The organism is Psychrobacillus sp. FSL W7-1457, assembly GCF_038593405.1.
GTDB lineage: Bacteria > Bacillota > Bacilli > Bacillales_A > Planococcaceae > Psychrobacillus.
On sequence record NZ_CP151993.1, the window covers coordinates 3,614,590 to 3,630,458 of the forward strand.

Sequence of the window (15,869 nt, forward strand, 5' to 3'; positions counted from 1 at the left end):
TCACTGCTCAGAATCGCCCGTAAACGAACCTAAATGATCCATACCACTTATTATTTTATTCAGTACCTTGCATTGTATAATAGCATATGGTATATTACTACCAACGGTACTGTTTATTGAATAGTAGCGAAGGGAGTGAAGGAAAATGAATATACAATTTAAAAAGGGTGTGCTAAACCTGTGCGTGCTTGTCTTATTGGATAAGCAGGATCGATATGGCTATGAACTTGTACAAAAAATATCAGATCAAATCTCGATTTCTGAGGGCTCAGTTTATCCACTCCTTAGACGATTAACAAAAGAAGGCTACTTCACAACTTATTTACAGGAATCAACGGAAGGTCCTCCACGTAAATATTATAAGCTGACGGATCTCGGTAGAACATATCTTCATGAGCAATTAAAGGAATGGAAAAGCTTTACGGATGGTGTGAATAATCTAATCGAAGAGGGTGTAAAAAATGACTGAGCAACAATTTATTAAGGAATTGGAACTTGCATTACATCAAATGACGACCGATGAGAGAAACGAAATAATCTCAGATATTAGAGAGTACTTTTCAAATGCACGAGAGGATGGAAAAACGGACAGCGACATTTCTACTTCACTTGGTTCTCCAAAGCTTATCGCACAGGAGCTTCTTGAAAATTATGTTCCGGTAAAGTCCCAGCCAAAGGCTTTTACAAGTGATAAGTTAATTGTTATACCGGATTCTAGTTTCAATAATGTGTTAATCGATCTTGATTACGGTTCTCTAAATGTCTTTCCATCAGAGAACGATGAAACAACTATCGAACTAATTGGAGACAATGACAAGCTTTCCTTCGTTGCTGAAGTTATAGATGACACCCTCTCCATTAAGTTAAAATCTAAAAAAATGAGCTTCTTTACTTTTATTTTTCAAGTAAAGGAATTGAAAGTAAACGTTGCTCTACCTAAAAAATTATATTCGACTATTATTATGAAAACAGATGACGGACGTATTCGAGCAGAAAAAATGCTAGGAAAAAATGTTAAAATTTCATCTGACAACGGCTCCATTGCACTTCAAGAAATAGCTTCTACTATGATGGAGGTTTCCACAGATAATGGGCGTATCGAGTTAGACCGAGTCCAGGCTGATAAGTTAACTACTACGACTGACAACGGCAGAATAGAGCTTCGCAATGTAGATACCGAGAAGGTTTATGCAGAGACGGACAATGGCCGAATTACCATGCAATATGTAAATGGGGATATCCTGGGGAAAACGGACAACGGACGTATCGAACTGTTAACAACTAGCATTGATCGCATGATTGACCTTAAAACGGACAACGGAAGTATCATGATTGAAACAGAATCCGACCCTACAGATGTATCTATCTCTGCAAAAGTCGATTGGGGTAAAGTCGATATTTTTGGTGAACGTAATTCTAAAACAGTCTTTGGCGCAGGGACTCATCAAGTCAGGTTAACATCTGACAATGGCAGACTAACTGTAGCTAGACGAGCAACTTCTGGAATTAAATTATAAACACTCTTTCTCCCCTTTTCTCATAGACTAGGTAAGGACTATAACAAAAGGGGAAATGTATGAATAAAACAGAAAATTATAACCAACAGATGTATGCTCAACAGGCTTTCCAACAATCGTTAACATTAATAGCCGGTGCCGTACAAGGAGAAAAAGAAGATCAAGTTTTTTATGATTATTTAATTTCCTTAGCTCCGACGCAAGAGCAAATTGAAATAATCACCTCCATTCGAAACGATGAAGTAAAACATAGGCAATGGTTCAAACAAATGTACAAAGCATTATCTGGTAATGAGGTTGTCATTACCACGGAAGAACAATTTGTCCCTCCAGCCGATTATATAAGCGGTATTAAGAAAGCATTTTTCGGCGAGCTAAAAGCAATGGAAAAATACAGAGTAATACGGGAAGGCCTACCCTATCGTGAATATAGAGATATTGTCTTTGAGATATTAACAGACGAAATGAAGCACGCTCAGCTGTATAATTATATTTTAACGGAGAATATTTCGATGAATACTCCTAAGAAGACAGCAACTGAAAATACTGCATCTACTACCACAAGCAATGGTCCCGAACCAGTTGCCTTTCCAGATCAATGGATTCAATATACGGAATACCTTGTAAATGAAGGTCTAAATGATGTTGAAAGAGGCATTAATACGAAGCACATCCTCCAAGAATTTATACTTATGGGGGTCCTAGTCGGTAAAGGCTATACTCCTGAACAAGCATACGAAACAGTAGAGAACTGGGAGTTATCAGGGGAATCACAAATACTTCAGCAAAGTAAAAATAGTCAATAAGCCATCGCTGCGTGCAAAACGCAGCCTTTTTTTATGTCCATTTTTTTACTTTCTCATGTTACTCTAAAATTAATATTTTATTTTTGAGAAAAATTAAAATCGTAGACGTTATATAGAGTGTAAAAGCTTTTACAACTACCAAAAGGAGCTATTGTAGATGAAATCAACTGAATCTAATTTTATCCACAGGCTGCAATCTGGAAAAGAAGATGCACTCGAATATATTGTGGATAATTACTTACCGCTAATAAAAGGCGTTACCTACAAGGTTCTCTCCCCTTTAAATAATGCTGGAATGATGGATGAATGTATTAATGATATTTTTTTATCCATTTGGGATCACTCCAAGGATTTTAATGGGGACACAACTGATTTTAAAAAATGGATCTGTGTGATCACTAAATTTAAGGCAATTGATTACTACCGAAAAGCAACTCGTAATATGGAGGTTTCCAGTGAGCAGATGGAGCTTCAGCCAGCTGATTCAATAGAAAAACGTTTAATCCTTACAGAAAACCGAAACGAGCTAATGCAATTAATCCATAAACTAGACCCAATTGACCAACAAATCTTCATCATGCGTTTTTTTCTTGGAGAAAGCACAGAGACAATCGCTAAGAAGCTCGGAAAAACAAAAGCCTCTGTCGATAATCGTATATACCGAGGAAAGAAAAGGCTAAATGGACAGGTTACAAAATTTCTTCTAGGAGGTAGCTTTGTATGAAGGACCTTTACAAGCAATTTAATGATATCGAAATAGATGTAGACGAATTTGAAGAGGTAGAAGTAAGCGAGTTTGAGCGAGCGAAGGTAAAAAAAGAATTAATAAATAAAATCAGCACATCTAAACAAAGGAAAGGGAAAAAGTTATTAGCTGCCGCTTCCCTTGCGATTGGACTAAGCATCTCTGCTTTAGTAGGGCTTTCTTTTACAGCCTATGCGGACAATATTACAGTAATCAGTAATATTTATAAATTCTTATATGGAAATACCGGTGACGGAGGAACTTATTATGAGGGTTATGCAGATATTTCTACTCCTATAAATATAACAGCAACAAGCAATGGGATAGACATAACCGTCGCCGATGCCATCTACGATGGGGAATCTATGATTGTTACCTATACAATCGATGCCAATAGAGATCTTGGGAACCCCGTTGTAATTAGAGGGGTACCACACCTTCAAGGCTCTCCGAAAACTGGAAGCCATGCAGCAAGTAAAGTACCAGAGAGCGAAAATAAATATGTAGGTATTATTACTATGAAAATGGACGAAAGGGATGCCACTTTGCCAATAGAGTGGAACATTGATTACTTACGTCCAGGAAGTACCATTGATAATGAACCTATCGAAGGCGATTGGAAGTTCAATTTTACTTTAAGTAAGGCTGATATCGCTATCTATCATTTAGATAAAAAGTTGGAACAAGAAGATATTGCAATTCATCTACAAAAGCTAACAATTTCACCGAATTCATTTCATCTAGTCTTCGAAGAATTTACCTCCGCTAAGTTGTATGAAGGGTGGGATAATATTTCTGTTAATTTAATGGTTCAAGATAATCTAGGTAATCATTATTCTCTTAAAGACCAAAGTGGTGGAGGAGATTATAACTCTGCTAAGCGTAATATTAAATGGGGTGCTATCTACGAGAAGATTAATCCTAAGGCTACCCAACTCATAATTACTCCTAAAGTAGAATTATATGATTATGATTTAGTTGATTATAATGAGGATGGTTCTATAAAAGAGGGAGGTCGCTCTAATGATAGTACAGCCGATCAAAAACAATTTAAGATGGATGACATCATTATTGATTTAAAATAAATATAACAGAGGACTGGTAGTGAGTATCCATAACCAGTCCTCTTTTTTTTACATCTGCTCCGGAGCTTCTATCCCCAGTAAGCTCAACCCTTCCTTTAAAACTATCGCAACCGCATAACAAAGTGTCAGTTTGGATACCTTTGTCTCGTCATCAACGAGGATTTTTGTATGTGCATAATATTTATTAAAGTGGCGAGATAGTGTTAGGCAGTATTTTGCTATAAGCGATGGATCTACCTGTTCAAAGGATTTCTGTATAACCTGTGGAAAACGTTGAAGTGTCATAATCGTTTGCCAAGTCTCTTTTTCTAACCCTTCCAGCCTTACATTGTTAGCATCAAAATAGCCCTTTTGAAGAAGCGAACAAATTCTTGCGTGCGTATACTGGACATACGGGCCAGTTTCCCCTTCGAAGTTAAGCATTTGTTCTAGTGAAAATTCTACATCATTCATACGATGATTTTTTAAATCATGGAAGATGACTGCACCTACCCCAACCGATTTTGCGACCTCTTCTTTATTAGGAAGAGATGGATTTTTCTCCTTAATGCTATTCTTCGCCTCTTCAATCGCCTCTTCCAATACTCCTTTCAATAAAACCACCTTCCCTTTACGAGTCGACATCTTCTTGCCATCCTTCAGCATCATTCCAAACGGTACGTGCTGACAGTCCTTTGCCCACTCATAGCCCATTTTTTGAAGCACACTGAACAGCTGATTAAAATGAAGCGTTTGCTCGTTGCCCACTACATAAAATGACTTTGCAAAATCATATTCTTTTTTGCGATACAAGGCTGCCGCTAAATCTCTCGTTGCATATAGGGTAGTTCCATCCGTTTTCTTAATCAGACATGGTGGCATATCTTCGAGCTCCACTACTAGTGCCCCGTCAGATGCAGTTAGTAAGCCCTTTTCTTCTATCTCTTTAACCACAGGTTCCATTTTATCGTTATAGAATGCTTCACCGTTAAAGGAACTAAATACAATCCCTAATAGTTCATAAATACCTTGAAACTCTTTGAGAGAGGCCTCCTTAAACCAATTCCAAAGCTCTCTAGCCTCCTCATCCCCCTGCTCCAAACTCTTGAAGGCAGCTCTTGCCTCCACATTCAAAGATTCATCTTTTTCGGCCCATTCATGAAACTTTACGTAAATCTTTAATAGCTCTTCTATCGGCGAGGCTTCTATTTTTTCCTTATCTCCCCATAGCTTATAGGCCACGATTAACTTACCGAATTGAGTTCCCCAATCTCCTAAATGGTTAATACGAATAGTCTTGTATCCGTTCTTTTCTGCTATATTGGCAAGCGCATTTCCTATTACCGTAGAACGTAGATGTCCCATAGAAAAGGGCTTAGCAATATTCGGTGAGGAGAAATCTATCGTAATTTTCTCGTTCTTCATTGGCAGCTGGCCGTATTGGGTTTTGGTTTCCATTATTTCCTTAAGTACTTGCTTAGCAACGGTTTGCTGGTTATAGAAGATGTTCACGTAGCCACCTACCGCTTCTACCTTAAAAATAAGAGAGCCTTTTAACTGAGTTGCCAATTCAGTAGCTATTAGCTGCGGGTATTTTTTATATATTTTGGCTAGTGTAAAACAAGGAAATGCTACATCTCCTAATTCTTCGTTCTTTGGCTTTTCAAAAAGCTTCTCTATCTCATCTACTGTTAACAGACCTTTTAAAACAGATTCTACCAAAAAAGCCATTTGCTTCACTAATTCCATATACATTCAGCCTCCACATTTTTTCTTCATATAAAAAGCCCTCGCCTCTATGAAGAGACGAGAGCTTAAATTCCCGTGGTACCACTCTAGTTGTCACACGTTGTGACCGCTTTAACGTTATTAACGAGGACTTCCCCGGTCTTTTCTACTCTTAGTTCAAAAAGCTTCTCCAAAGTGCGTTTCTCCGAAAAGTTTTGCATCAGGCTCTCACCTCCCCTGACTCGCTTGGCATTACTGCATTCGGATACTCTCTTTATCACTGAATTGTCTATTAATTTTTACTAATTTTAGTGGAATGCAATCCTAATGTCAATATACATTTGGTGTATACAACCTTATTTACTTCCTAGCTTCAAATGAACGGAGTCGATTAGCTTCTGATAACCAATTTCTTGGTAGATTTTGTTGGAGGTCGGGTTTAGCATATCCGTATATAGCACGCAGAAGTCATATTGCTTTAATAGCTCCTTGCTGCAGGCTGCCACCATGGTTCTGCCGTATCCTTTTCGTCGTTTCTCTTTTGGAGTAAACACCATAGAAACAGTCACCCCATGCGCGGAAGGTCTCGCCTTCTTCATCATGGACACGATTTCCCCTTCATCCTCCCAAAGAAAAACCTCACGAGCATTTAACATAGCTTCCACTCTTTGAGCTATATCTTCTTTAGCGCTTCTCGGAAGTCCCGTATCTCCTTCAAATTGGCTAAGCCAAGATTCGATTAGTGGAGCGTCTTTGTCATTAGCAAGCCTCCAGGAGCCTGGACTAGCTTCTAACATATCATCCACCTGATCTAATCGGTATAGCCCTTGGTCCATTAACAGGGAGTGGGGTTGACCGGTTTTTTCTTCCCATTTCTCTGCAAAATGCATAGCCCACTCTTTCACACTTATTATGGAGTCAATATGTATACCTCGTTGTATGATTTCTTCTATACCTAAATCAGTTGATGCCTCTATTTTATTTGGATCCACAAAAATAATATTTAGAGGATGTGGTGGAGTCATTTGAAAAAGAGCAATTAACTCTCCATCTTCTTCAATAGTCGCCATTAGCGGGTTTTCATATCCACCTACTCGTATTCTTTCTAGCACCCCTAGAAACAAGCTAAATTTGTCCTCATTTTCCTTTAAAAAAGGTATTGCCTTCTCGTAAAAATTCTCTGCACTTTCATAGATTTGAAATCTCATTTTTCCATCCCCTTTGTAATGTTTTATGTTAATATAACGTAAAACGTTGCATGATGGGAGATATTTATGAAAATTATTTCTATTCGGGATATTCATATTGGAGAAGGACTTCCTAAGGTCATTGTTCCATTAACAGGAAAAGATAAAGACTTCCTTTTAAATGAGCTACCACTAGTTAAAGAAAGCGCTCCAGATATAGTGGAGTGGAGAGTAGATTTGTTGCAAGGAGTGGAAAACATAGAAGTGGTCAAGGATACCCTTTCCTATATACGTAATTTTTTGTATCCGGTTCCTCTTCTATTTACCTTTAGAAGTCATAAGGAGGGCGGTTCTACTGTTATAGAGAGCACCTATTATAAGCAGCTTTTGCGTGAGGTCATCCAAACAAAAGAAATAGATTTAGTGGATATAGAGCTTTTTTCAGAGGATGTAGAGGAAATAGTAGCTTTAGCTAAGGATTTTAAAATTTCTGTGGTAATGTCAAGCCATGATTTTAAAGGGACACCTTCCAAAGAAGTCATAATAGAACGAATGACAACTATGCAAAAGCTAGGGGCAGATATCCCCAAAATAGCTGTGATGCCTAGTAGCCCCGCAGACGTCCTTACCCTTTTGGATGCTACCTACACAATGTATTCTACATATGCAGACCGTCCGATTATTACGATGGCTATGGCTAAGGCAGGTATCGTTAGCCGTATGGCTGGAGAGATTTTTGGTTCAGCTGCTACATTTGGTTCAGTTCTCTCTGCTTCCGCTCCCGGACAAATTAAAGCTGCCGAGTTAAAGAAAGTCTTAAAGCTTCTACATAACGCATAGCTTTATGCGATTTCAAACGGGGCGATGACTCCCGTTTGAAATCCAGAGTGTTGATATAAACTCTAATGCTCTATAGTCCTCCTGTGTATAATCTTTTTTCTAGTCGTATCATATCCACACACGGAATTCCGTTTTCCACAATTTCTTCCGAATAATGTATAGTGAAGAAATCTCTATCCACAGATACGATTCGGAAACCACACTTTTGATAGAGCGCCAGCTGGTTTAAACTAGAGTTTCCCGTTCCCACCTCTATTATTTTATATCCAAGCTCCATGGATTTTTCAATTGCATGAAGTACCAATTCTTTTCCTAGTCCTCTTCCTTGATATTGCTCATGCACAGCTATATTTTTGAGCTCTATAGTGTCGTCATCCAAGGGTAGCAATACATAAACTCCAATTGTTTCGTCGCTATCTTTCGCTATATAACATTGCCCTCTATCCAAATAGGCTTCCACCAATTCCTCTGAAGGATCAGCTAAAAGCAACAAATCCATTGGATAATTGCTATCTATTTTATGTATATTCATTTACTTTTCGCCCCTCTTTATTTTTATCCTAACAAAAGCCATCCCTCTCTAAAAGCAAGGATGACTTTCGCTCACGACTCAGGTATCAATAACTCTAAAATATCCTCAGACACATAGGTCTGCTTGTTGTGCAAAACAGGAGCCTCTTGGAATTCCCTTATACTTTTATTATATCCATACTTCAGCTCACCACGTGTTATGGTAAAAGAACCGTTACCAAGCTTTAAGTACATACTATTTCGTTTTGGATGAGATATGACCTCATACCCTAAGTATTGAGCCACTTGGCGTAAAGGAATCATTTTAACCCCATTGTGGATAAAATGGTTATCTTCTATTAGATGATTGAGCTCCTTTACAGCAGGTTCAACATAGTCTATTGCAATAATTTTAGAAGGAGTTATAAGCTTCTGTTCTCCCTTAGGAGCGCTATAGAATACGATTAACTCCTTACCCTTTAAATCCTTTTGTTTAATTTTCTTACCCTTTTCGTCCATTAATTTGGTTTGATTGGTAATTTGAAGATGAAGCTCTCTGTCTAAGCTTACAAAATCCTCATTGAATTTTGACACCTTTACTAAGCTACCCTTTTTTCCATGAGCAACAATTATATCTGGCGTGATTCTTGGTGGATAGATTAAAATCATTGGTTTATTTTTATCATAATAAGCATCCACTTTAGTTCCCTTTTGAAACGAGTCAATCGATACTTCTTTGGTTGAAGCATCGTTAAGCGCTATAACGTCTTTATTCAATACAAACATAGATACCAATGTCTCATCATCGTCTGACTCTACAGTCAAGGTCACTTCTTTATTATCTTTAGTAACTTCCTTAACGGTTCCTGTAAACTTGATAAAGTTGCTGGCATTCTGCTCTTCATCATCCAAGACCACTACTTTGGATGGTATTGCTTGTGCAGGAATACTTCTAGTTGTGGACTTGTAAAATACAATTAGCTCATGACCTGCAAAATTCTTTTGTATAATACTCTCTCCATGCTCATTAACCACAAGCGTGTCCTTAGTAATGTTAAGCTTCAGCTGATTGTCTTCACTTGTTAACTCATCATTAAAGATACCCACTTTAGCAAAGCCTACATTTTTGGAATCATGCGCAATTATTAGCTCAGGAGTGATTTGGGCAGGATAAATCATAATCCTAGGCTGTGTTTTGTCATAATAGGCTTCTATTCGTTGTCCTTTAACAAAATCCTTTTGTTTAATTTCCTTCGTGGTACCGCTGTTAAATAAAAGTGTCTCATCTGAAATAGTAAAAATAGTGACAATTGGTTCTTTTTCCTCTGTTTCTACCGTAAGTATGACATTGTCCGCTTTATGAGTGATTTCTTTAACCACTCCGGTAAACCTCTCTAATTTAGAATTCATGGAATTCTCCCCCTCCTTTGCTAATACAAATGTAGGTGCGAGAAGAAGACAAATGGCTATAAAGCTTAAATAAAGATAGCGTAATTTTTTCATTTTTTACCGTCCCCTTTGTTGTTATCAATGTATTAGACGGAAGGCTATACTAAACGTTTCACAATTTTTTGAAACGTTTAATGTAATTGCACGTATAAAGTATTATGTAAAAATACTTAGGAATGGAGCATATGTATGGCATTAGTAATCAATGAAGTAACCAAGCGTTACCATAATTTCACTGCAGTAGACCATCTTTCCTTTACCATTGAAAAAGGTGAAATCTTTGGCTTAATCGGCCAAAATGGCGCAGGTAAAACAACGACTTTTCGTATGATACTAGATTTACAGGAAACTACAGAAGGAACCATTACATGGGATGGTACGAATATCAACAATATTAACCGAGACCTTCTTGGCTATTTACCCGAGGAAAGAGGGATTTTTCCTGCAATGAAAGTAGAGGATCAGCTTTACTTCTTTGGTGAGCTTCGTGGTAAATCCCGAAAGGATCTAAAAAAAGAAGTCGATTATTGGATTGACCGTTTTGAATTAGAGGATAAAAGAAAAGCAAAAGCCGAAACTTTATCAAAGGGTAATCAGCAAAAGGTTCAATTAATCGCAAGCTTCATACACCAGCCTGCTTTTCTCATTCTAGATGAACCTTTCAGTGGCTTGGATCCAGTAAACAAAGACTTGTTAAAGGGAGCTATTTTAGAGCTAAAAGACAAAGGCACGACCATTTTATTTTCTAGTCATCAAATGGAAAATGTAGAAGAGCTTTGTGACCATCTATGCCTATTAAAAAGAGGCGTCTCTTTGTTTGCTGGTAGCTTACTAGACTTGAAGAAGCAGTACGGGAAGACAAGACTAACCATTCGAACAGATATACCTAAGGATAAGCTCGAAAGTATGGAAGGCGTCAAGCATGTCCATGTTGGCAAAGACCAGTATGTACTTACACTAGCAGACGAAAAATATGCTCAAGCGATTTTCGACTCCATTTTTGATGGTAAATATATCGAAAAATTTAGCCTGGATTACTTGTCATTAGATGAAATCTTCAAGGATAAGGTAGGTGGCAAGAATGTCTAAATTCTGGTTGCTTGTAAAACAGCTATATACTGAAAAGATAAAGGCAAAGTCATTTATTGTCATGCTTGCTATCTATGTCGGTGTAATTTCTATCGTATTGTTTTGGTCGGATATAAAGGCCGCTTTCTTTGAAAGTGAAGCATTGGAAATTGCTGTGATAAATGAAACAGATGCCGATATTGATGCTTTATTCCAATCGAATAGTGATTTAGCCTTCTCCTTTCCTACAGAATCTAATAATGAAGTAGAAAAGGAAGTAATTGATGGAGACTATGCGGCTGCTATTTTTATAAAAGATGAAGGGAATTCTCTAAGCGCTGAGATTGCTACGTATGAACCACTCACATTTAATGATCAGCTTAGCTTATCTTCAACCCTTCAATATGCCGGGAAATTGTATGAGGTACAACAGTTAGATTTATCAGCTGAGGAAGCTGATAAAATCCTGCAATCTGAGACAGTCATCACTATGAAAAATTTAGATGAAGCCTCGGTTGGTGGTAAGAGTGAGGATGAGAAAGCCATTGGAATCGTCGCTTCTATGCTTGTCGGCTCTTTAATTTATGGATTTCTAATTTCCTTTTTATCTATGATTACCACAGACGTAGCTTCTGAAAAAGGCTCTCGTGTTTTAGAAGTACTACTTGCAAGCGTTAAACCATCTACTCATTTAATCGCTAAATTGACTGGGACATTTCTCTTGGCGATCACTCAAATTGCAGCTTTGATCATAGTTTTAGCAGTCATCTTCATGACAGTTGATGGTGGCTCCAAAATGGATAGCCTACAACCTATGATTGAGGAACTTTCCTACTCTTACATTGGGTATGCTTTTGCCTTTTTAATACTGACAATAATATTAAATCTAATCATTGGCGCATTATTAGGCTCACTAGTATCTAAAGTGGAGGAAGCGGGCCAGGCAGTTATGCCAATGACTATCATTGGAATCATCGGTTTCTATGTGTTAATCTTTGGAGCACAAAGTCCTGACACTATGCTAGTGAAGGTATTTTCTTATATTCCATTTACATCCGGGATGGTAATGCCCCTACGTATTGGTGCAACAGACATTGGGACATTCGAGCCAATGTTAGCTTTAGCCATACTCGTTATTACTTCTATTATCGCATTCGTCATTAGTCTATCCTTCTATAAACGAAGTGTTCTCACATATAGTTCAGGTGGGTTAATCCAGAAGATTAAAACGATGTTGAAGGTAACAACCTAATATTAAATGAAAGTATCGCGAACCTCACATGTTCGCGGTACTTTTTACTATTTGGAGTGTTTTTCTCTCGTCACTTTTACAGTACTTTTTTGCATATACTATGGGGGTGAAAGAAGGGATGCGAATAATATGTGTGGAATAACGGGATGGGTTGATTTTAAAAGAGATTTACGAGGGCATTCCCCTATTGTCGAGAAGATGGCGGAGTGTTTAAAAAAGCGAGGACCTGATGACCATAATGTATGGAGCTCAGCCCATGCTGCCTTTGGTCACCGAAGATTAACAGTGGTTGACCCTATTGGAGGCAAGCAGCCAATGAGCAAAAGCTATCAATCTAGGAACTATACACTTTGCTATAATGGGGAGCTTTATAATACAGAGGACCTCCGAAAAGAATTACTAAGTCGTGGCCATTCATTCTCCGGGCATTCCGATACGGAAGTATTGTTAACCTCTTATATTGAATGGAAGGAAAAGTGCATTGATTACTTTAATGGAATTTTCGCGTTTGCGATTTGGGATGAAGAGGAACAAAAAGTGTTTATGGCCAGAGACCGCTTAGGGGTAAAGCCTTTGTTTTTTACAGAAAAAAATGAAGGTCTGCTATTTGGCTCCGAATTAAAGGCATTACTTGCGCATCCAGACGTTCCTACTGAGATTGACCGGGAAGGATTATCTGAAATTATTGGTCTTGGTCCATCACGTACTCCAGGCTTCGGTGTGTATAAAGGTATAAGAGAGCTTCGGCCAGCACATGCCTTAATCTTTTCAAAAAATGGACTTCGTGTATGGAGATATTGGAACGTGGAAAGTAAGGAGCATACCGACACTTTAGAAGAAACAGTTGAGAACGTAAGATACTTAGTAACAGATGCCATAGAAAGGCAGCTCGTATCTGATGTACCTTTATGTACATTCCTTTCTGGAGGAATAGATTCCAGCGCCATTTCTGCCATTGCTGCGAATGCCTATAAAAGAGATGGCAAGTCTCCCCTCCATACTTACTCCATTGATTATGAAAACAACAACGTACACTTCAAGGGAAATGAATTTCAGCCGAGCGAGGATTTTCCTTTCATCCAAAAGGTCTCCAGCACTCTTAATACTACCCACCACTTTTCTGTTATTACACAGGATGATTTAGCCCAATTCTTAACGGAGGCAGTCCATGTTCGCGATTTACCTGGAATGGCAGATATCGATTCCTCTCTTTTATGGTTTTGTAAGGAGATCAAAAAAGATTTCACCGTTGGATTGTCTGGAGAATGTGCGGATGAAATTTTTGGAGGCTATCCTTGGTTCCATAAGATAGGGAATGCAGAAACAGGCTTTCCTTGGATTCGCTCCAAGCATGAAAGACACTCATTGCTAAATGATAGCTGGCAGAAGAAATTGAACATCGATGACTATGTCCAAAATGCTTATGATGTCAGTGCAGCTGAAACGCCTCAGCTATTTGGAGAATCCTCCTTAGAAGCTGAGCGAAGAGAGCTTTTTTATATGAATATGATTTGGTTTATGACCACTCTGCTAGACCGTAAAGACCGAATGAGCATGGGAGCAAGTTTAGAGGTTCGCGTTCCCTTTGCTGACCACCGGCTTGTAGAGTACGCGTGGAATATTCCCTGGGATTTTAAAATGGTTGGAAATCAAGAAAAAGGTATACTTCGCAAGGCGTTAGAGGGAATTCTTCCTCACGAGGTACTATATCGTAAAAAGAGTCCTTATCCAAAAACACATAACCCTATTTACGCGGCAAAGATACAGCTTATGATGAAGGAACAGTTATTAGATAAGAATTCTATCTTACATGAATTATTTACACCAAGTAGCCTTCACTCTTTAATCGAATCAAATGGAGAGGCTTTTAAAACTCCTTGGTATGGTCAATTGATGACGGGTCCTCAGCTGTTAGCATATTTGGCTCAAATGCATATTTGGTTTAAGGATTATAATGTTCAGCTCGTTGACTGATAGATTGATAGAGGGGTGGACGTTAACAATCGCGTCCACCCTTATTATTTATTTTTTTATAATAGAGATTGATTAATAATACGAAAAAAATGAGCTGGAAAAAGTATCTCCAGTGTCATTTTACTTTGAAGTTGTTTTTACCTAACGCACGCATTAATTGAACAAGGACAATTTTTAAGTAGCAATATTTTTAGAAAATAAAATGCGGTCTTGTCCCACACCAGCGTAATCAGTTTTTAAGGATACGGAAAAACCCATTGATTTATGAAAAGAGACAGAACTCGTGTTTACTGGTGTAGTAATGCAACGGACAGTGTTACAACCTAAACTTCGAACCTTAGCAAAAAACAATTCATATAACTCTCTTGCTAAACCGTTCTTCCTGAATTCTGGGTTAACACCTACAAAATGTATGTATGCTTCATTTATATTTGTTTGCGACACAAATCCAATTAGAAATGCAGATAATACTTCATTATCTTCAACTATGAAACTAGTCGACTGAAAATGCTCGAAAAACAGGCGAGGCAACAAATGTGTCATCTCTCGACCACCCCACCATTCATTCAAAACATTAATTACTTTATAATAATCTTCTTCCGAAACGTTTTGTATTTGCATTAATACAACTCCTATTTATAAATATTTAAGTTATAACTAAATGCACTGTTAGTTTAATTGTAACATTTCAAAAAAAATACTAAAAACACCATTACCTTTAACATAGCCTATTTTTTTGTTCCAATGTACAGCAGGTGAGATGATACCCCTAGCATATAAGGGTCGCTGGCTTTTTCAATTAGCAAGTTTATTAATTTATCGTATTCCTGCTCCCCTTTTTCCTTCCAGTAGTCCCAACTTACCTTGTTCAATGTTGCAGCTACATTTGAGCCAATCAATTCCAGACTTTGAAATCCGTTCGATTCCATAAAAGGCTGTATGTCATCGATATTATAATAATAGGCTCCAGTAAAACGTCCAGTCTCCTGATGATCAAAGCAGCCAGTTTGATTGAATTGAAGGATGTCGTCCATCTGGTCATGTGGTTTCCAGTTCTCTGGGTGTGTCAAAGAGGTTAATAAGTGTTTAACTCTCGGCATAAAGGCAACAAAAACAATTCCTCCCTTTTTAGTCACTCTATGTAATTCTTTTATCGCTTCTACCCGATCAATGTCTTCCTGTAAATGATACATAGGACCAAGCATAAGAGACGCATCAAATTGCTCGTCTTGGATTTTAGATAAGTCTCTTGCATCAGCCACTAGGAAATCGGTGAAATGACTTTTTAGATTAAACTCTTCTGCTTTTTCTTTCGCTATTTCTACTAGTTTGGGAGTGAGATCCGTTAACGTAACGTTGTAGCCCTCCATTGCTAGCCTAATGGAATACTTCCCAGGGCCAGCTCCGTTATCAAGGACTTTTCCAATAGGAGGCATATACTTCATGATATAGTGCCAATTCACCTGAAATTCAATTGGCTCTCTTTCTAGTCTTCCCCATTCGTCAAATTGGTTGTAATAGCTAATAATATTACTCATAAAACACCCGCTTTCTTAAATATATTTATTTGTACCTAACTCATGTAAGGAATTGATTTCTACAATATTTGATAAAAAAGGACAGAGCAAGATTGTCTCTGTCCTTTCCGTTGTTTAGAAAATTATAGAATTCTGCACCTGTGGATAGATTGATGTCTAGCTCCACCGCCTTGCCCCTCGGGGTCAAATGG

General features: G+C 38.0%; 15 protein-coding genes and 1 other annotated feature. Of the genes, 9 read left to right on the forward strand and 6 right to left on the reverse strand.

The features are described 5' to 3' along the window. Window positions 1-145: 145 nt before the first annotated feature. The 5 genes from NSQ95_RS17710 (at window position 146) to NSQ95_RS17730 (ending at window position 4,153) form a co-directional block, all read left to right on the forward strand. Window positions 146-469, forward strand: coding sequence for a PadR family transcriptional regulator (locus NSQ95_RS17710; RefSeq protein WP_298474236.1), 324 nt, complete (start codon window positions 146-148; stop codon window positions 467-469). Further along, the gene (locus NSQ95_RS17715; RefSeq protein WP_340881626.1) at window positions 462-1,517 is read left to right on the forward strand and encodes a DUF4097 family beta strand repeat-containing protein; all 1,056 of its coding nucleotides are present in this window, start codon (window positions 462-464) and stop codon (window positions 1,515-1,517) included. Before NSQ95_RS17710 ends, NSQ95_RS17715 begins: the two co-directional genes overlap by 8 nt. A 59-nt stretch (window positions 1,518-1,576) precedes the next feature. Further along, window positions 1,577-2,323: a ferritin-like domain-containing protein gene (locus NSQ95_RS17720; protein WP_340881624.1), complete on the forward strand. Its 747-nt coding sequence runs from the start codon at window positions 1,577-1,579 to the stop codon at window positions 2,321-2,323. Window positions 2,324-2,480: 157 nt separating this feature from the next. Next, window positions 2,481-3,047 carry a sigma-70 family RNA polymerase sigma factor gene (locus NSQ95_RS17725; protein WP_340881623.1) on the forward strand — a complete coding sequence of 189 codons (567 nt, stop codon included), beginning with the start codon at window positions 2,481-2,483 and terminating at the stop codon, window positions 3,045-3,047. Continuing rightward, window positions 3,044-4,153 carry a DUF4179 domain-containing protein gene (locus NSQ95_RS17730; protein WP_340881622.1) on the forward strand — a complete coding sequence of 370 codons (1,110 nt, stop codon included), beginning with the start codon at window positions 3,044-3,046 and terminating at the stop codon, window positions 4,151-4,153. The genes NSQ95_RS17725 and NSQ95_RS17730 overlap by 4 nt, the downstream gene beginning before the upstream one ends. 48 nt (window positions 4,154-4,201) lie before the next feature. Here the strand turns inward: NSQ95_RS17730 and argS are convergent, their stop codons facing one another. Both argS and NSQ95_RS17740 read right to left on the reverse strand, forming a co-directional pair. Next, on the reverse strand, window positions 4,202-5,881 hold the full coding sequence (argS, locus tag NSQ95_RS17735) for an arginine--tRNA ligase (protein WP_340881621.1): 1,680 nt from the start codon (window positions 5,879-5,881) through the stop codon (window positions 4,202-4,204). Window positions 5,882-5,931: 50 nt separating this feature from the next. Further along, window positions 5,932-6,150, reverse strand: a binding site (T-box leader). A 66-nt stretch (window positions 6,151-6,216) separates the two neighbouring features. Continuing rightward, window positions 6,217-7,068 carry a GNAT family N-acetyltransferase gene (locus NSQ95_RS17740; RefSeq protein WP_340881619.1) on the reverse strand — a complete coding sequence of 284 codons (852 nt, stop codon included), beginning with the start codon at window positions 7,066-7,068 and terminating at the stop codon, window positions 6,217-6,219. A 66-nt stretch (window positions 7,069-7,134) separates the two neighbouring features. On the opposite strand from NSQ95_RS17740, the gene aroD reads away from it, so the two are divergent. After that, on the forward strand, window positions 7,135-7,887 hold the full coding sequence (gene aroD, locus NSQ95_RS17745; RefSeq protein WP_340881617.1) for a type I 3-dehydroquinate dehydratase: 753 nt from the start codon (window positions 7,135-7,137) through the stop codon (window positions 7,885-7,887). Between the two features lie 70 nt (window positions 7,888-7,957). On the opposite strand, the gene NSQ95_RS17750 is transcribed toward aroD, so the two are convergent. Together NSQ95_RS17750 and NSQ95_RS17755 are read right to left on the reverse strand one after the other, a co-directional pair. Then, entirely contained in the window at window positions 7,958-8,419 is a 462-nt protein-coding gene (locus tag NSQ95_RS17750; RefSeq protein ID WP_340881615.1) for a GNAT family N-acetyltransferase, read from the reverse strand. Window positions 8,420-8,490: 71 nt separating this feature from the next. Then, a complete protein-coding gene (locus NSQ95_RS17755) occupies window positions 8,491-9,807 on the reverse strand; it encodes a stalk domain-containing protein (protein WP_340881613.1) in 1,317 nt (438 codons plus the stop codon). 228 nt (window positions 9,808-10,035) lie between these two features. On the opposite strand from NSQ95_RS17755, the gene NSQ95_RS17760 reads away from it, so the two are divergent. The 3 genes from NSQ95_RS17760 (at window position 10,036) to asnB (ending at window position 14,140) form a co-directional block, all read left to right on the forward strand. Continuing rightward, the gene (locus tag NSQ95_RS17760; protein WP_340881612.1) at window positions 10,036-10,935 is read left to right on the forward strand and encodes an ABC transporter ATP-binding protein; all 900 of its coding nucleotides are present in this window, start codon (window positions 10,036-10,038) and stop codon (window positions 10,933-10,935) included. Then, window positions 10,928-12,166, forward strand: coding sequence for an ABC transporter permease (locus NSQ95_RS17765; RefSeq protein WP_340881611.1), 1,239 nt, complete (start codon window positions 10,928-10,930; stop codon window positions 12,164-12,166). Before NSQ95_RS17760 ends, NSQ95_RS17765 begins: the two co-directional genes overlap by 8 nt. A gap of 129 nt (window positions 12,167-12,295) precedes the next feature. Next, window positions 12,296-14,140: an asparagine synthase (glutamine-hydrolyzing) gene (gene asnB / locus NSQ95_RS17770; RefSeq protein ID WP_340881610.1), complete on the forward strand. Its 1,845-nt coding sequence runs from the start codon at window positions 12,296-12,298 to the stop codon at window positions 14,138-14,140. Window positions 14,141-14,314: 174 nt separating this feature from the next. Here asnB and NSQ95_RS17775 read toward each other — a convergent pair whose 3' ends face one another. Together NSQ95_RS17775 and NSQ95_RS17780 are read right to left on the reverse strand one after the other, a co-directional pair. After that, window positions 14,315-14,761 (reverse strand): GNAT family N-acetyltransferase, encoded by a 447-nt coding sequence (locus tag NSQ95_RS17775; protein ID WP_340881608.1) that lies wholly within the window; start codon window positions 14,759-14,761, stop codon window positions 14,315-14,317. A gap of 107 nt (window positions 14,762-14,868) precedes the next feature. Beyond that, window positions 14,869-15,678, reverse strand: coding sequence for a class I SAM-dependent methyltransferase (locus NSQ95_RS17780; protein WP_340881607.1), 810 nt, complete (start codon window positions 15,676-15,678; stop codon window positions 14,869-14,871). Window positions 15,679-15,869: the final 191 nt, after the last annotated feature.